The sequence below is a fragment of the Flavobacterium sp. R1_16 genome (assembly GCF_057652095.1).
Genome location: NZ_JBYFCG010000007.1, coordinates 1 through 17,033, shown reverse-complemented (window position 1 = coordinate 17,033; position 17,033 = coordinate 1). Strand labels below are relative to the sequence as shown.

The window sequence follows — 17,033 nt, the reverse complement described above, 5'->3', positions numbered from 1 at the left end:
TTTTTATAGTATTGTAGTGTTTAAAACTGTAATATGAAATTTACTAATAGAATTGTTGTATTTATCGTTTTGGTTTGCTCTTCAGGTTTACTTGTGCTCGTGTCTTGTCAAAATAAATCTGAAAATAAATACGAGCAACTAGGAAAAATGGATTGGCTCATCGCTACTTGGGAAAATAAAATGCCCGAAGGAACTTTAAAAGAAATTTGGGTTAAAGAAAACGATAGCACATTTTCAGCCAGAAGTTTTTTTATAAAGGAGGAAGACACACTGCATAATGAAACCATTTTACTCACTCAAAAAAATGATGTCATCACTTACTCAGCAAAAATAATTGGTGAGAATAATGATAAGTCAATTGATTTTAAATTGACTACCCTAACTGATAACAGTTATACTTTTGAAAACCCTTCGCATGATTATCCTCAGAAGATAATTTATAAAAAAGTAGACAACAATAATTTAGTCGCTACTATTTCAGGGATACTAGAAGGTAAACTGTGTTCAGATAGCTATCCAATGAATAGAAAATAGTATATACTATTTTAAAAAGTCATAAAATTTACAACCACCAACACATTTTATCTTCTTCTATTTTTCTACTATTCAATACCTTATAAACTATTTTTTATTTTTATTTATAATTAGTCTAAATAAATTTTGTAGATTCAAAACAGCTAGATATATTTGCATTATTATTTTAAATCAATCTAAATAAATGAAAATACATACAGTACTTCCATTCATTGCTCTATTCTTCGGAGTCGCTAGTTTCGCACAAGAAACAGAAAATTATGAAGACCTTTATGCCTCGAACGATACCGTGAAAAAAAGAGGCGGTACCTTACAAGAGATTACCATTACGGCAAACCAACAAAAAAATCCTTCCGTAATTCGTTCTGGGATAAAACCAATGGATTTACCACAAAATTTCCAAGTTATTGGAAGTACAATAATAGAACAACAACAAGCTATAAGACTCAGTGATGTTATCAGAAATGCCAATGGTGTTTATATTGGTTCTGCAAGAGGAGGCGCTCAAGAATCCTTTTGGTCTAGAGGATATGATATGACTGCTAACAATATGTTTAAAAATGGTTTTCGCTTTAATAGTGGTTCCATTCCTGAGGTATCGTCATTAGATAGAGTTGAAATTCTTAAAGGAGGTGCTGCTTTGTTATATGGAAATGTCGCACCAGGAGGAATATTGAATATGGTGACTAAATCTCCGTCTTTTCATAAAGGAGGAGAGATTGCAATGCAAGCAGGAAGTTATAGTTTTTACAAACCTTCTTTAGATTTTTATGGACCATTAAATAAAACTATCGCCTATCGCTTTAATGGGTCTTATGAAAATTCCGAGAGTTTTAGAGATATCGTTAAAAAGGAACGTTACTACATAAATCCTTCCCTACTTTTCGCTGTAAGCAAAAAAACGGAGATTCTTCTGCAAGGAGATTATCTGCATGATGATTGGACACCCGATTTTGGTACGGCTATCATTGGAAAAAAAATAATCGATTTACCACGTAACCTCTATATGGGAGCAACTTGGTCAAATGGGCAAACCAAACAAACAAGTATTTCTGGTTTAGTAAAGCATGATTTTAATCCTAATTGGAAGCTAAACTTTAATACCTCATTTCAAGATTATACTCGAATTTCTAAAGGAACGGAGCGTATTCAACCAAATACAGACGGAAGCTGGAGCCGTCCATTAGGTCAAAATAGAAATGAAGAGGCAATTGCTTCAGAACAATTGAGTTTACAAGGTAATTTCGCAACTGGTAAATTAAAACATCAATTATTCACTGGAGTCGATTTTGAAAATTCTTTTGCGCAGACCTATACTTTTGTTTTTAATCCAACAACTTATGGCAGTGGGAACATTTTCGACTTTGATAATTTTAATCAAGGAACTGGTATTCCAGAAAGCACCAATACTAGAATCGTAAAAACAACTACTAATCGTTTTGGAGTTTATTCACAAGACTTAATTGCTGTAACAGAGAAGCTGAAAGTTCTTGCTGGAATACGTTGGTCTTGGCAAGAATCACAACCTGTAACGTATAATTTGACAGTAAATCCTAATCAAACTATTGATGGTGTGAAACAAAAAGATGTAGCTTTTTCACCAAAAGTTGGAATTGTCTATCAACCAACAAAAAACACTTCCTTATTTGCCAGCTATTCTGATTCTTTTACTCCCAACACTGGAACAACTGTAGATGGAAAAGTTTTAGATCCATCAATAATAGACCAATACGAAGTAGGAATTAAAAATGATTTCTGGAAAAATTTCCTCAGCGCAAATGTAACTTTGTATCAAATAACCAACAATAATTTAGCACAAACCGCTGAATTTAAGGCAGATGGTTCAATCAATACCGATACAACAATAAAAGTATTGGGCGGAGAAACAAAAAGCAAAGGAATTGAAATTGACATCACCGCAAGACCACTAGAAGGATTAAACATCAATGCTGGTTACAGTTACAATGATATGAGATATACTAAAACGGCAAATACAAACGGAAGCTTTATTGTTGGTGACAGGTTAGTGAGAACTCCTGCAAATACAGCAAACTTGAGTTTCTTTTATACTTTGCCTAGCGGAAAGTTAAAAGGTATCTCATTAGGAGCAATTGGGAATTATATAGGCAAACGTGTTGGTGGATGGAACAATCAAATTGTAGTAAACCCAACTACCTTTGAAACTAGTATCAATGATAGAGAAATTCCACTTTCAGATTATACTACAATTGATTTTTCTGTTGGATATAATTGGAAACAGTTTTCATTGTTGTGCAAATTATCTAATATTACAAACGAATTAAACTATACTGTACATGAAAATTACAGTGTAAATCCAATTGCACCTAGACAAATACTAACCTCTTTACGATACAAATTTTAAAAATATGATTTCACAATTAAATACTAGAAACTTACACCGCGATTTAGGCTATTTCTACATCGGATTAATTATTTCCTTTGCCTTTTCAGGAATCTTAATGAATCACAGAGAACACTGGCATCCCGAAAAATATACTGTTCAAACCAGACAAATATCAGTCAACATTCCAAGAGATACTGAAATTACTGAGAAGTATGCCGAAGAACTTGGAAAGCAGTTAGGTATCGATGACAAAATACGCCGTCATAAAGTTAAAAAAGACGAATTGAAAATTTCTTTTGAAAAAAATGATGTGGAAATTGATTTAAAAACGGGTAAAGGTGAAATTGTTACCTTTTCAAAAACACCAATTATAAGTCAAACTATGAAGTTGCATAAAAACAATTCTAATTGGTGGATTTACTACAGTGATATTTTTGGAATTTCTTTAATTACAATCGCCATCACAGGTGCCATTATGATTAAAGTTGGTAAAAATACTTTTAGCAAACGCGGTTGGAAGTTGGCTTTGGCGGGATTGATAGTACCGCTTTTAATTCTTTTGTTCGTATAAAATAGAGAAACACCTCATATTTGAGGTGTTTTTTTTTGCAAATAATATCTATCTTTATAAAAAAGAAGAATCAATGACAAAAATCACATATTTATTAGGAGCTGGTGCGAGTTATTATGCATGTCCAATTTTGGAAGAACAAGCTGAGAAGATGATCGAAATTGCTAACAAGGAAATAAGTAGATTAGCTATAATGCAAATAAGTGATGGTGTATGGAAAAATTATGACTTTATTGATAAAAGCCATCTCAGTATTTCTAATAAGAATGAATATAAGATTTTATGGTGGATGGGGCATTTTGGTGAAATGGCAAAAGAGTATAACACAATTGATACATATGCAAGAAAATTATTCTTAAATGGTGAAGAAAATGAACTAAACTTATTAAAAATGAGCGTGAGCATCTTTTTTGATCTATGGGAAAATTTTTATTTCGAATCTTATTCAAGAAAAATCAAAGATGAAAATTTAAAATTCAACAAAATAGACAATAGATATAAATCTTTATTTTCAATACTACTTGACAAAGATAATAATGGAAAAATCAAATTAAACAATGATTTCAAGTTTATATCATGGAATTATGATTTACAATTAGAAGAAACATTTAAAATGTTTTTGAAAAATAATGATATAAATTGTAGTGATGTCGATAATCAATTTAAATTTAAAGAAGATAATAAAGAAGTCAATGACGTATTCCATTTAAATGGACACAGAGGGTTTTATAATATTACCGAAGGAGTTTCAGAAAATCGATTTAATACATTAGATAATTATTGGATTAATAATGAAAATTTACATCAAGCAGTAATTGATAAATCAACAGATTTTAATGGTCATATTAAATATGCTTGGGAGCATAATTTAGATGATAATTTAGAAGATTCTTTTTTAAAAAAAATATCTGAAGTAATGCATCAAACAGATGTTTTAATAATTATTGGCTATTCCTTTCCTGCTTTCAACAGAAATATTGATCAATTTCTATTTAATAAAATGCATCCGAATAAAATTAAAAAAATTATATATCAAGATCCAAATGCGACTATACAAATGATTGCTAATTTATTTGAAAAGCCAGAAAACTATAAAGGTAAAATTGAAGTAATATCGGATTTAAAAGAATTAAAACAATTTTATTTACCAAATGAACATTTTATTAGTCAAAAGAATGGTAAGACAAAAAATGATTTGAGATAAAAAACCGCTCAGTGATGAGCGGTTTTCAATCATTTAAAATTCTATTTTCTTTCTGGGATATTCTCCAATATCTCCACTAAAAACTTCCAAAATTTCTGAGAAGACGAAATACTTGCTCGTTCATCAGGACTGTGTGCTCCATGAATCGTTGGCCCAAAAGAAATCATATCCATATCAGGGTAATTCGTCCCTAAAATTCCACATTCTAATCCGGCGTGACATGCCACAACTTTTGGCTTTTCATTATTTTGTTTTTCATAAATATGCACCAAAACATCAAGTATTTCCGATTGTACATTTGGAGTCCAACCAGGATAACTTCCTGAAAATTCTACTTCGCAACCAAATAATTCATAGGCCGATCGCAAGGCATTGGCCAAATCCATCTTAGAACTTTCAACAGAAGAACGTGTCAAATTTTGTATTGAAATCGTACCATCTTTTACCACAACTTTAGAAATATTATTTGAAGTCTCCACCAAATCAGCCATATCAGCACTCATTCTATATACTCCATTGTGAGCGGTATAAATAGCCCGAAGCAAGCCTTCTTGTACCCCTAAATCCATCACTTTTTGAGGCAAATCACTTTTTACGATTTCTATAGTAAGGTTAGGTTCTGTGGTTTTAAATTCAAATTTAATATCATTAATAATTTCTTGCATGTCAAATATATAGGCCTCGTCATACATAGAAGCTACAATCACTTTTGCTATACTTTCACGCGGAATCGCATTACGCAAACCTCCACCATTAATTTCTGAAATTTGCAATCCAAAATTCTCAAAACCATCAAATAATAAACGGTTCATGATTTTGTTGGCATTTCCCAAACCTTTGTGAATATCCATTCCCGAATGTCCGCCGTTTAATCCTTTTACGGTAATGGTATACCCAACTGAACCTTCTGGAACTTCTTCTTCTTTATAACTTCTTGTTGCAGTAACATCAACGCCACCTGCGCAACCAATATCAATTTCGTCGTCTTCTTCGGTATCCAAATTCAAAAGAATTTCTCCTTTTAGAATTCCGCCTTTTAGGTTTAAAGCCCCAGTCATTCCCGTTTCTTCATCAATAGTAAAGAGCGCTTCAATTGCTGGATGTGAAATAGTTGAACTCTCTAAGATTGCCATAATCGCAGCCACTCCAAGACCATTATCTGCACCAAGCGTTGTACCGCGAGCGCGAACCCAATCCCCATCAACATACATCTCAATTCCCTGTGCATCAAAATCAAAATGAGTATCATTATTTTTTTGGTGCACCATATCCAAATGCCCTTGCAGTACTATTGGTTTACGATTTTCCATTCCCGAAGTGGCTGGTTTTCGTATAATAACATTTCTTATTTCATCTTCAAAAGTCTCTAATCCGAGACGATTTCCAAAGTCTTTAATGAATTGTATAACACGTTCTTCCTTTTTTGACGGACGAGGAACCGCGTTCAAATCGGCAAATTTATTCCAAAGGGCTTTAGGTTCTAAGTTTCTTATTTCTTGACTCATTGTATATTTTTAATTTGTATTTTCCAAAGTTACAAAGTTTCATTTCTTATTCGATACTAATTGATTTGTAATTATATTTACGAATCAAATTCGATGATGTGAAACGCAAGCATATTCTTCCTTTTCTATTATTTGTACAAATTGTTGTCTTGCAACTACTCTCCTTTTTCCCTGAAAGTATTGAACATTTTTACAGCAATGGATGCTATCCGATTATTTCAGAATTTTTCAGATTTACACTTGGCAGAATCCCTTTTTCAGTTGGAGATGCAATATACTCTGTTCTCATCTTCATAATAATCAGATGGATATGGAATAAAAGAAGATCTTGGAAACAGGAATGGAAAAATAATCTTTTAACTGTTTTGAGTGCTTTGTCTGTATTTTATTTTTTCTTTCATCTGCTTTGGGGATTGAATTATTACCGCCAGCCTCTTTTTGAAAAAATGAAAATTAAAAGAGACTACACCACAAAAGAGTTATTGACTTTTACCGATAAATTAATTGCAAAAACCAATGTGATTCAATTTAAAATTACCAAAAATAAAGCATTGAAAGTGGTAAATCCTTACTCTCAAGAACAGCTTTTTGCCATGACACAAAATGGATATACTGCTCTGGGAAATGAATATTCTTATTTTAAGTATGAAACGCCAAGTATTAAAAAATCACTGTATAGTTTGCCTCTAACCTATATGGGTTTTGGTGGTTATTTGAATCCATTTACCAATGAAGCTCAGGTAAATGACAAATTACCAATATATGGTTTCCCAATAGTAATTTGTCACGAAATGGCACATCAAATGGGTTATGCCAGCGAAAGTGAATGCAATTTTATTGGATTTTTGGCTACTATTAAAAATAAGGATTTGTATTTTCAATATTCTGGATATGCTTTGGCTTTGAAATATTGTTTGAGTGCTATTCAAGCGCAAGATGAAACTAAAGCTCAATTGTTTTTAAAAAAATTAAACCCCGGAATTCTAGAAAATTTCAAAGAAGATAAAGTATTTTGGCAACAGTACGAAAGTTTCGTTGAAACGGGATTCAAAATTTTTTATGACCATTTCTTAAAGATAAATCAACAAAAAGACGGTTTAGAGAGTTATAGCAAATTTGTGGATTTGTTAGTGAATTATTATTCAGAGAAACAATTATAAGCTTCAGTATTACACTTCATCAGTGGTAAACGTAACAAAACTTTTCTTTTTATAAGGACGAATGATTAAGCGTCCTTCACGATCAAACTTAACATAATTATACACCCAATTCAAGAAAACTACCGCTTTATTTTTGAATCCGATGAGTGAAAACAAATGCACAAACATCCAAACAAACCAAGCAAAAACGCCACTAAAATGATACTTTGGTAAATCGACAACAGCTTTATTTCGTCCTATAGTTGCCATGGCACCTTTGTCATTATATTCAAAAGGAATCATTTTTTGTTTGTTAAGTAATCGTATAATATTCTCACCTAACAATTTACCCTGTTGCAAAGCAGGTTGTGCCATCATGGGATGTCCCTCAGGGAAATGTTCTGCTTCCATCATAGCAATGTCGCCAATAGCAAAGATATTTTCATATCCTCTCACCTGATTGTATTCATTAACGCGAATGCGCTTTACATTTTCGACTAACGATTGGGCATCAAGTCCAGAAACTAAAGCGCCTTTTACTCCTGCTGTCCAGATTACAGTAGCCGTTTCAAAAGTCAAATCGGAATTTGTGGTTATGGTGCGACCATCATAGTTGGTAACACGAACATTTTTCCAGATTTTTACTCCTAAATTTTTGAGGAAACGTTCTGCTTCTTCTGAAGATTTTTCGCTCATGGTATTCAAAATTCTATCACCACTCTGAATGAGGTTGATTTGCATAGTGTCAATATTCAAATCGGGATAATCTTTTTGAAGAATGGCCTTTTTCATTTCGGCTAATGCTCCAGCCAACTCTACTCCCGTTGGACCGCCGCCAACAAGAACAAAATTAATCAGGGCTTCTTTTTCTGATGCATCTTTGGTTAGGACCGCTTGTTCAAAATTCTCCAAAATCAAACTTCTAATATTCAGCGATTGCGGAATGGTTTTCATGGACATGGAATTACGCTCAATTTCTTTGTTCCCAAAAAAATTAGTCTTAGAACCTGTAGCGATTACAAGGTAGTCATAATGTAATTCGCCTATTTCTGCTATTACTTTTTGGTTCTTGGTATCAATTTCAGCAACAGAAGTCAGTCTGAAATAAAAATCTTTATATTCTTGAATTACTTTGCGAATAGGATAGGCAATTGACCCTGCCTCAAGTCCTCCAGTGGCTACTTGATACAATAAAGGTTGAAACGTATGATAATTGTGTTTGTCTAAAAGTACGACTTGAAGATTCTTGTTTCGTAATCCTTTTGCTAATGCAATCCCTGCAAATCCTCCTCCTATTATAACAACTCTCGGATTGGGTGAATTTGGAATATTCATATTTAGTTATTCAAAATTGTAGTTATCCAAAGATACGAAGTTTAGGGATGTTGAAGTATAGTTTGATAGTTCTATTTTGTAATTTAATGAGTTTCCCAAGCTTTATTCCTTAGCCCCGATTGAAGCGGTATCCTTTTAGGGCGTGGTTCGCCCTGAAAGATTAAGCGTAAAGCGGGACTGACTTTTAGGATTGGCGAAAAATTTGTGCTTCAGATTTTTTTTGTATTTTGTAACAAAATTGAGTGCTTGGCTACTAACGGAGGTATGAGTGAGGGTTTAGAACAATCTTTTGTAAAACAATTGCGTGAGAATCAGAATATAATCCACAAGATTTGTAGATTGTATACTTCTGGAGATGATGCGCACAAAGATTTGTTTCAGGAAATTACGATTCAGTTGTGGAAAGCCTTCCCAAAGTTTAGAGGCGACAGTAAATTCTCTACTTGGGCGTATCGTGTAGCGCTTAACACTGCCATCACTTTGTATAGAAAAAACACCAAATCGATACAAACTACCGACTACGAAAAGCATCAATTTTTTATAAGTCAAGAGGAATATAATTTTGAGGAAGAAGAACAAATAAAGCTGATGTATCAGGCTGTTTATCAACTAAATGATATTGAAAAAGCATTAGTTTTTATGTATTTAGAAGATAAAGATTACACTGAAATATCTGAAACATTAGGAATTAGTGAAGTGAATGCAAGGGTAAAAATGAATCGAATTAAAGGAAAATTAAAAAAAATATTAAATCCCTAAGGAGCTATGGAAGAGTTGGATTTATTAAAAAAATATTGGAAAAAAAGCGAGAATACATTCGAACAAGTCTCGGAGGTTGAGATTTATAAAATGTTGCATAAAAAATCGTCTTCAATTGTAAAATGGATAGTAATTATTAGTGTCTTAGAAGTACTCTTGTGGACTTCTATAAGTGTTTGTTTCAATACTGATGATTATTTTAAAAAGATACATGGAGAAAACTTAATTATCTATTTTGAAGTGTTTAACTATTTCAATTATGCAGTAATACTCACTTTTATCTACCTATTTTACAAAAATTACGTCAAAATTTCTACCACCGTTTCCATTAAGCAATTAATGAAAGACATCCTAACCACTAGAAGGACTGTAAATTTCTATGTTTGGTATAACTTAACAATGATAACATTAAGTGTTTTTGTGGGATATGCTATTGCTTTCTTTTACAATCCACAAATGATTGCCCTAAAAGAAAAAATGGCTCATGAAAAAAGCAATTATACCTTACTTCTAATTTTCTGTTTTCTTGCTCTTGCTACAATAATTCTAGTGGGTTTGTTTTGGTTATTTTACAAGCTTTTGTACGGAATTTTACTCAAAAAACTACATACAAACTACAAAGAATTGAAAAAAATAGATTTATAAACGGTACACTAATAGGTTTCCCATTTACGGAGTTGATCTAAGTCTTGATGCGCTTTCACTTCCTCAGGGGCAATTACCTTGAGTAAAGAGGGGTGTTGTTCTATGGCATATTGAATTTTCTCTACAATTTCGTCAATGGTATCGTTATCATAATCAATTTGCATCGGTTCTTTGATAATAAAAGATTGTAAAATTCCTTTTTTCTTGATGCGAAGTCCTTTTTTATCAAAGGAACGACGAAAACCATCAATCACTATAGGTACTACAACAGGCCTATGTTGTTTTATAATATGAGCAGTGCCTTTTCGGACAGGTTTAAACGACTTTGTTGTTCCTTGCGGAAAAGTAATTACCCAACCATCTTCTAGTGCTATTCGAATATTTTCGGTATCATTAGGATTCACCTCCCGCTTTTCTGTAACATCCTTGCCTTTAGACCTCCATGTTCTTTCCACAGTTATCGCACCTACATAAGACAATATTCTTGGCAACAACCCAGCTTGCATGGTCTCCTTTGCAGCTACATAATAAATATTCATCTTAGGCTGCCATATATAACCTAAATTTTTAATAGTATCTTGTCTTCCGCTCAAGCTCGCATTAAAAACATGAAACATAGCAACAACATCAGCAAAGTAGGTTTGATGATTGGATATAAATAAAACATTCGTATCTGGAAGTGTCTTTATAATTTCAGAACCTTCTATTTGCAACTCGTTAAAGCCTCTATATCGTTTGTGAGTTAAAACCGCAAAAATACGGATTAACCATTTTTTTATAAATAATATATGCCCAAAAGGATTTCGCTTCAACAACCCCATAATAAATTAAGTTATAAACACTAGCTACAAACATACAAAAACTTATAACTTATATGATTTTTTTTAAAACTTCTTTCAGTTCACTTAAAATCATTGCAGTAGCTCCCCACACATAATGTTCTTGGATTTTAAACGCTGGAACTAAAATATCATCTGAATAGGATGTGGCCATTTTTTTGTTTACTACCCTAGTATCGTCCAAAAAATCAGCGATAGGTAATTCTATTATTGTAGCCACTTCTTTAGAATCGGGTGTAAATTGTAACTCTTCATTAGCATAACCCAAAAACGGAAAAACCATAAAATTACTTGGAGGAATATACACTTCTGTAAAAGCTCGGATAATTTTTATTTTATGCATAGCTATGCCTATTTCTTCTTGAGTTTCTCGTAATGCTGTGTACATTATTGACGAATCATTTGCTTCAACCTTACCTCCAGGAAAAGCAATTTGAGAGGAATGAACACCTAGATACGAATTCCTTTTAATCAGTGCCAAATGTGTTTTAGAATTCTTGGGATACATCAACATCAATACAGCTGCTTTCTTAGGGTTATTTTCTTGAATATTTATTTTTTTTAACAACTCCGTTCGCTCTGGTGGAATCATCTTTACATGTGCTGCCTCAGCAAGAAGAGTTTCATTTTCAATTTTCGGAATACAAATAATAAAATCGTTAAAATCCATAACCAAAGCTTATTTTTGCATTATAGTATAAAAACAAATATAAACAAATTCAATTATCTATAAACGTAGTGTATCGATATGTATTCTAAACAAGAAAGCCAACAATTAAAACAAGAATTCTGGATAACTTTTTCAGAAAAATATCCTCGCAAATGGGTCTTATACGATACAAAAATTAAAGATTTCTCTTTTAAGTTTTTTGTAGATAATAAAAAGGTGCAAGTAAGTATTGACATCGAACATCGCAACGAAGAAAAACGATTAGCGTATTTTGAAAAAATCAAAGCTTTAAAAAGCATTCTAGAAGAAGAATTCATTCCCGACTTGGTTTTCGAAAAAAACTACACCCTCGAAAACGGAAAAACTATCAGCCGCATTTGGGTCGAACAATCAAGTATTTCAGTAAGCAACCGTAACTATTGGGATACTATTTTTTCTTTCTTCAATGAAAAAATGAGCGCTTTAGAGTTGTTTTATTTGGAATACGATGAGTTTATTAAGGACATCGAGTAAGTAATTTATTCATCATTACGAGGCACGACTTGTCCGCCTTGGTGGAAGCAATATATTAATTAACATTCAACTGCTCTTCAATAAACTGTATCGCAATTTCCTCATTTTCCTCAATAGCAATCTCAACGGCCTTTTTAGCTACTTCTAATAAATCCTCACTTTGTTTTTTTAATGCAAAACTTTCTTGTATAAGTTTAGCAATTTTTATCTGTGCTTTTTTATCAATTAATGGAACTAAGATATTTTGAAACTCATCCTTATTCATTCCTGTCAAGATAGTACCAGAACAATTTTGTTTCATTATACTTTGCATCAAAGGTGATTTAAACAATACTATTAAAGTTTCAGAATTAATTTTTTTTGAATTGATTACATAAAATCCTGTTGAGCACAATGCATTATTATATTCTTCACTAATTAACCCACAACTTTGAAGTGAACCTTCGATAGAAGAAATTACAACATCATTTGTATTTACTAGTCGTCTTGCCCTAGACGGTAAATTTTTTCCTAATTCAGTAGTGCAACCATTTACATCACCTGACTTTCCAATGTTAGACAATTCAATATATTTATATTCCTCGTCTTCTTTAGGACTAAAGTTTTTATCTTTTAAATTACAAGCTATAAACAATGTTTCAAACCCATTCTTATATGTCCTTATTTTTTCAATAAAAATTTCATATTTCTTCTGATAATATTCCGCATCCAATCTACCAGTAAGTCCAAAACTAGTTGCAAAACTTTTTACATTGATGTTTTGAGCGGAGAATTCCTCTTTCTCCACTTTACTGATTTTAAACGCAGAAGGATTCGAACCTTCGACCGCTTGCTTAGAAGGCAGGTGAGCTATTGTTGATTCATTTAATTCTATTTCTTCTAACAAAATTTCTTCTGCTTGAGAATAATTATCTTCTGATAGTTTAATTTTTTTCTGAGACTGAGATAGAATATTTTCTATTTTTATTTGAAATTTTAAATGAAAATCTGGTATTGGGATATTTGATAAATAATATGGTGCAATTTCTGGTTGAGCACCACCATACATACCTTTGTCTATTAACTTTCTACCATAAATTGTATTAAAAAAAACAGCTAAAAAAGATTGATTAAAATATTCATTTCTTAATAAAAAAGTATGCGATGAACCAATTGCTGTTTTATCAATATTATAGATTGCTGTTTGACCAAAATTTGCACCCGTTCTTGTAATTACTACATCATTTTTTTTAATAATGTTCTTTTTTAATTTTACTGCATCTTCAATTGATATAAAAACATCATTAGACTGTTCAATTTTTAAAGGACGAATATTCTGAGTTCTGAAAAACCAAACACCTTCTTCTTCAGTATACTCACGCTTAATTTCAGTAGGATGAATAATTTTACATTCTATACTTGAAAGGCGTTTATATTTTCTCTTTTTTAATTTATTTTCAAGTAAAATATATTCTTTTTTGAAAAATTCTGCGTCAAATCTGAACCTATCATTAAATTGATTTATCTCACTCAAATTTAAAACACTAACCTCAAGCCCTTTCAATAATTCCCTATATCGGGTTTCATCAAAAGGGCTTAATCCTTTCCCACAAATGAAAGCCGCTCTTTTTTCGCAAATTCAATAAACGCTTCCGCTATACCGTCCTGTGTCATGCCATCGTGATTAAACAAATCATGCTTCACTATCAAATGCCCATGACTGTCAAGTAAATATTCATCAATATTTTGTGGCAATTCATCATAATGGTCAACAGGCTCTGCAACACCTTCTTGGAGTGCAGGATTCATAACCCTGAGGTCTTTCAACTTAGGATAATCTTTCTTTTTTACAAAAATCTTCTCCCCGCTATTATCTTTACTAGGCTCCTGCATAGTAGCAAAAAAGATAGGATAATCATCTACTTTAGGACACAAAACATCATCCCATTTTTGAACAAACAACACACTCGTTTTTGTTCCTGTATGAGGTTTAAAAACATTGCCATGCAAACCCACCACTGCCAAAATCCTACAATGCTCCGCAATAAAATCTCTAATATTTTTATCACTACTATTGTTAAACCTACCTTGTGGTAAAACAACTGCCATTCTTCCTCCTGATTTCAAAAAGTCAAGATTACGCTCAATAAACAAAATATCCCTACCTACTGCCGTCTGGTATTTACCATTCGGTTTTTTTCCTAATTCATATTTTGATAATATCCTAGTTTCTTTGATGTCTCCAGCAAAAGGAGGATTAGCCATCAAAATATCAAACTGAAAATCTTGACAATTGTAGCGCTGAGTTTCTTTTATATAAATTTTACCGTTCTTTTCTTCTTCATGAGTAACTATTTCTGCTTTCGGATTTTTAAGTAACTTTCTTAAGTTCTTCCATCCATTTCCATAAACATCACTCCATGTATTATCATTATAATTATCATCCCAACGCTCCCAATCTAACGTGTTTAAATGCAAAACATTCGTTTGTCCATCGCCAGCAATCAAATTTAAAGTTCTTGAAACACGAACTGCTTTTTCGTCAAAATCAATGGCAAAAACTTTATCTTTTACATAATCCGTTTGCTCTGGTTGCTTTTCCTCTGCGGTAAATAAATGACTTTTTGATAATCCTCTGGCTTTTAACTGTTTTTCCCAAACATGAAAAATAGAATGCACAGGAAATCCACAACTTCCCGCAGCAGTATCAATTACAGTTTCTTCAGCTTTGGGGTCGAGCATCTTCACACACAAATCAATTACATATCTAGGTGTAAAATACTGCCCTTTCTCTCCTTTACTGCTTTTGTTTATCAAATATTCAAAGGCTTCATCAACTACATCAAGATTAGAATTAAAAAGCTTAATACTTTCTAACGAAGAAATACAAATCGCCAAATGTGATGGAGTCAAATTAATTTTAGAACTATCCGTAAAAACACCTTCCCATTTGGCTTTAGCTTTTTCAAAAAGATTCTGAATCTTATTTCTTAACTCGGTTTCGGTTTCTCCATAGTTTCTGTATTCTAAAAATCGAGCTTTATTTCTAGTGCTTTCAAGTTCATCATAAAGCTTGGTAAAAATCAACTGAAACAACTCTTCAAAAACATCAACTCCTGCATTAGCCAAAACTTCATCTTCCATTTCCAAGATTAAATCTTTCAACGATTTTCTCTCATTTACCAATTTATCTTTTGCAATCAAATCGTCAATTGTCCACCTTTCAGTTAAAACATCTGTCAGTTTTTGTGATGCTTTCGGAATTTCAGGAATATCTTTAAAATAATTCGGGTCTCTTCTGTTATAAAATGAAATACTATCACCATTACTCCAAATACCAATTGGAGCACCCGTAGCATTACAATACGACTTCAATTGCTCTTTACCATCTTTAAGTTTAGGCTTCTTCAATTCTACCATAATATTTACAGCAGTCGTATTTTGTTTGTCAAAAATCACAATATCAGCGCGTTTCTTTTCCCTACCAAAACTCACAGAATATTCTAATTCCATTCGTTCAAACGGATATTCATATTCTTCATTCAAAACCATCAAATACAATTGTCTAACAGCCTCCTCAGGAGTTAACTTAATTTCTTTTTTACGAACCAAACAAATACAATAGGGTACAGCAACACCCTTAATCTCTTTAATAATCAAACTATTTTCAAGTTTCATTATCTGTTCGTCATTAAACTGAGTGAGCTTGTAATTAGAATCTTTAAGAATATCGGTAAGTTTCATGCTTTGTTAAGTAACAAAAAAGAGGCGCAGGCTAATTCCAAATGCTGGCTCCTGCGGTGGTCGAATACCGATAGCACAAAGCAAAAGGAACGCCCACGCTTTACCGTAGGCGTTTCTACTCTTACTTCCCCGTGCTATTTGAAATTTTCGACCTTTCAGGAGCGGGATTTTAAAGCGAAACGCTAATTTTTATATGTCTTTAGTTTATATCAATAATTTTATTTTCATTCAATAGCAAATATAGTTTTTTCAATGGTAATTAAAATACGATACATCAATTTATAATGCAATCCATTAGGGGCAGTCACTAAATCCGTCAGTTCGAGTGTTTTTTGTGTAGTAAAACGAAACAAAAAATGTATCGAGAACCCATATACATTTACATCCCTACACAAATAACTATCTAAATACTTTTGCTTTTTAACATAATACTTTTAAATAATACTATAAAATTTTTAATTTATAGAAACATAATTTTAAATAATATAATATTACATTTAATTTATACTAACATATTTTTAGGTATTATAATAATTTATTTAGTTTTGATTAACCTATTTTTAGATACTATAATAATATTTTTAACTTTTACAAACTTCATTTTATATTTTATTATAATATTGTATACTTTTACAATACATAACTATAACTCAAACAACAACATCATGCTATACTTCAACCTCAAACCCATTTTTAAAGCCCGCCAAATAGAAAAACCATATACCTTTCTAGTAAAAATTGGTATCGCCCCACACACAGCTCACAAAATCCTAAACAACAACACCCACGTCATGCGTTTAGACAATCTAGAGATAATCTGTAAAGCCCTCTACTGCGAACCCAACGAGTTACTCGCCTACAAGCCTGACAACAGCAATCCAATCGCAAAAGACCATCCACTAAACAAACTAATCCCAACACAAGACAACACCGATTGGCAAGAACAACTCAAAACTATGCCCTTATCTAAACTCAAACAAATGGCACAAATCCTAAACTCCCCTGATAATCCAATCGAATAATCTAAAACAATAAAAACAAAAAACCCTATCCAAAAATGAATAGGGTTTTTAAAAGAAAGGCGACGAACCGAGCTTGCGAACAGGGCGTTCCTATAAAAAAAATCAGGTTGTCCTTTTTTGGACAACCTGACTAAAGAAAGGCGACGACATACTCTCCCACATAACTGCAGTACCATCTGCGCTGGCGGGCTTAACTTCTCTGTTCGGGA

15 protein-coding genes and 1 rRNA gene are annotated in these 17,033 nt (G+C 32.4%); 9 read left to right on the top strand and 7 right to left on the bottom strand.

Going from position 1 to position 17,033, the window contains the following annotated elements; all coding sequences use genetic code 11:
- The first annotated feature begins 33 nt into the window (after window positions 1-33).
- The 4 genes from AC23L6_RS11110 to AC23L6_RS11095 all read left to right on the top strand — a co-directional run bounded on the left by AC23L6_RS11110 (window position 34) and on the right by AC23L6_RS11095 (window position 4,674).
- Complete coding sequence (locus AC23L6_RS11110; protein ID WP_487562585.1) at window positions 34-534, top strand: DUF6265 family protein; 501 nt, start codon at window positions 34-36, stop codon at window positions 532-534.
- A gap of 184 nt (window positions 535-718) precedes the next feature.
- Window positions 719-2,917: a TonB-dependent siderophore receptor gene (locus AC23L6_RS11105; RefSeq protein WP_487562586.1), complete on the top strand. Its 2,199-nt coding sequence runs from the start codon at window positions 719-721 to the stop codon at window positions 2,915-2,917.
- A gap of 4 nt (window positions 2,918-2,921) precedes the next feature.
- Window positions 2,922-3,470 (top strand): PepSY-associated TM helix domain-containing protein, encoded by a 549-nt coding sequence (locus AC23L6_RS11100; RefSeq protein ID WP_487562587.1) that lies wholly within the window; start codon window positions 2,922-2,924, stop codon window positions 3,468-3,470.
- Between the two features lie 73 nt (window positions 3,471-3,543).
- Window positions 3,544-4,674, top strand: a complete 1,131-nt coding sequence (locus tag AC23L6_RS11095) for a hypothetical protein (RefSeq protein WP_487562588.1) — start codon at window positions 3,544-3,546, stop codon at window positions 4,672-4,674.
- A gap of 41 nt (window positions 4,675-4,715) precedes the next feature.
- On the opposite strand, the gene AC23L6_RS11090 is transcribed toward AC23L6_RS11095, so the two are convergent.
- Window positions 4,716-6,179, bottom strand: coding sequence for an aminoacyl-histidine dipeptidase (locus AC23L6_RS11090; RefSeq protein ID WP_487562589.1), 1,464 nt, complete (start codon window positions 6,177-6,179; stop codon window positions 4,716-4,718).
- Between the two features lie 98 nt (window positions 6,180-6,277).
- Between AC23L6_RS11090 and AC23L6_RS11085 the strand changes: the two genes are divergently transcribed.
- Window positions 6,278-7,339 (top strand): DUF3810 domain-containing protein, encoded by a 1,062-nt coding sequence (locus AC23L6_RS11085; protein ID WP_487562590.1) that lies wholly within the window; start codon window positions 6,278-6,280, stop codon window positions 7,337-7,339.
- 9 nt (window positions 7,340-7,348) lie between these two features.
- On the opposite strand, the gene AC23L6_RS11080 is transcribed toward AC23L6_RS11085, so the two are convergent.
- Complete coding sequence (locus AC23L6_RS11080) at window positions 7,349-8,653, bottom strand: NAD(P)/FAD-dependent oxidoreductase (protein WP_487562591.1); 1,305 nt, start codon at window positions 8,651-8,653, stop codon at window positions 7,349-7,351.
- A 264-nt stretch (window positions 8,654-8,917) separates the two neighbouring features.
- On the opposite strand from AC23L6_RS11080, the gene AC23L6_RS11075 reads away from it, so the two are divergent.
- A complete protein-coding gene (locus AC23L6_RS11075) occupies window positions 8,918-9,412 on the top strand; it encodes an RNA polymerase sigma factor (RefSeq protein ID WP_487562597.1) in 495 nt (164 codons plus the stop codon).
- A 6-nt stretch (window positions 9,413-9,418) separates the two neighbouring features.
- On the top strand, window positions 9,419-10,057 hold the full coding sequence (locus AC23L6_RS11070) for a hypothetical protein (protein ID WP_487562592.1): 639 nt from the start codon (window positions 9,419-9,421) through the stop codon (window positions 10,055-10,057).
- Between the two features lie 8 nt (window positions 10,058-10,065).
- Here the strand turns inward: AC23L6_RS11070 and AC23L6_RS11065 are convergent, their stop codons facing one another.
- A complete protein-coding gene (locus tag AC23L6_RS11065; protein WP_487562593.1) occupies window positions 10,066-10,878 on the bottom strand; it encodes a lysophospholipid acyltransferase family protein in 813 nt (270 codons plus the stop codon).
- 49 nt (window positions 10,879-10,927) lie between these two features.
- Window positions 10,928-11,566, bottom strand: coding sequence for an NUDIX hydrolase (locus tag AC23L6_RS11060; protein WP_487562594.1), 639 nt, complete (start codon window positions 11,564-11,566; stop codon window positions 10,928-10,930).
- A 78-nt stretch (window positions 11,567-11,644) separates the two neighbouring features.
- On the opposite strand from AC23L6_RS11060, the gene AC23L6_RS11055 reads away from it, so the two are divergent.
- Complete coding sequence (locus AC23L6_RS11055) at window positions 11,645-12,079, top strand: DUF4268 domain-containing protein (RefSeq protein ID WP_487562595.1); 435 nt, start codon at window positions 11,645-11,647, stop codon at window positions 12,077-12,079.
- 55 nt (window positions 12,080-12,134) lie between these two features.
- Here the strand turns inward: AC23L6_RS11055 and AC23L6_RS11050 are convergent, their stop codons facing one another.
- The gene (locus tag AC23L6_RS11050; protein WP_487562596.1) at window positions 12,135-13,592 is read right to left on the bottom strand and encodes a restriction endonuclease subunit S; all 1,458 of its coding nucleotides are present in this window, start codon (window positions 13,590-13,592) and stop codon (window positions 12,135-12,137) included.
- 62 nt (window positions 13,593-13,654) lie between these two features.
- Window positions 13,655-15,802 carry a type I restriction-modification system subunit M gene (locus AC23L6_RS11045; protein ID WP_487565532.1) on the bottom strand — a complete coding sequence of 716 codons (2,148 nt, stop codon included), beginning with the start codon at window positions 15,800-15,802 and terminating at the stop codon, window positions 13,655-13,657.
- 665 nt (window positions 15,803-16,467) lie between these two features.
- On the opposite strand from AC23L6_RS11045, the gene AC23L6_RS11040 reads away from it, so the two are divergent.
- Complete coding sequence (locus AC23L6_RS11040) at window positions 16,468-16,824, top strand: helix-turn-helix domain-containing protein (RefSeq protein ID WP_487562959.1); 357 nt, start codon at window positions 16,468-16,470, stop codon at window positions 16,822-16,824.
- A gap of 135 nt (window positions 16,825-16,959) precedes the next feature.
- On the opposite strand, the gene rrf is transcribed toward AC23L6_RS11040, so the two are convergent.
- Window positions 16,960-17,033, bottom strand: a 5S ribosomal RNA gene (rrf, locus tag AC23L6_RS11035); the annotation flags it as partial.

Coding starts and splice junctions, on each gene's coding strand:
- AC23L6_RS11105 (WP_487562586.1), top strand. CDS start 719: ATGAAAATACATACAGTACTTCCATTCATTGCTCTATTCTTCGGAGTC.
- AC23L6_RS11095 (WP_487562588.1), top strand. CDS start 3,544: ATGACAAAAATCACATATTTATTAGGAGCTGGTGCGAGTTATTATGCA.
- AC23L6_RS11065 (WP_487562593.1), bottom strand. CDS start 10,878: ATGGGGTTGTTGAAGCGAAATCCTTTTGGGCATATATTATTTATAAAA.
- AC23L6_RS11080 (WP_487562591.1), bottom strand. CDS start 8,653: ATGAATATTCCAAATTCACCCAATCCGAGAGTTGTTATAATAGGAGGA.
- AC23L6_RS11070 (WP_487562592.1), top strand. CDS start 9,419: ATGGAAGAGTTGGATTTATTAAAAAAATATTGGAAAAAAAGCGAGAAT.
- AC23L6_RS11055 (WP_487562595.1), top strand. CDS start 11,645: ATGTATTCTAAACAAGAAAGCCAACAATTAAAACAAGAATTCTGGATA.
- AC23L6_RS11040 (WP_487562959.1), top strand. CDS start 16,468: ATGCTATACTTCAACCTCAAACCCATTTTTAAAGCCCGCCAAATAGAA.
- AC23L6_RS11060 (WP_487562594.1), bottom strand. CDS start 11,566: ATGGATTTTAACGATTTTATTATTTGTATTCCGAAAATTGAAAATGAA.
- AC23L6_RS11090 (WP_487562589.1), bottom strand. CDS start 6,179: ATGAGTCAAGAAATAAGAAACTTAGAACCTAAAGCCCTTTGGAATAAA.
- AC23L6_RS11075 (WP_487562597.1), top strand. CDS start 8,918: ATGAGTGAGGGTTTAGAACAATCTTTTGTAAAACAATTGCGTGAGAAT.
- AC23L6_RS11045 (WP_487565532.1), bottom strand. CDS start 15,802: ATGAAACTTACCGATATTCTTAAAGATTCTAATTACAAGCTCACTCAG.
- AC23L6_RS11110 (WP_487562585.1), top strand. CDS start 34: ATGAAATTTACTAATAGAATTGTTGTATTTATCGTTTTGGTTTGCTCT.
- AC23L6_RS11100 (WP_487562587.1), top strand. CDS start 2,922: ATGATTTCACAATTAAATACTAGAAACTTACACCGCGATTTAGGCTAT.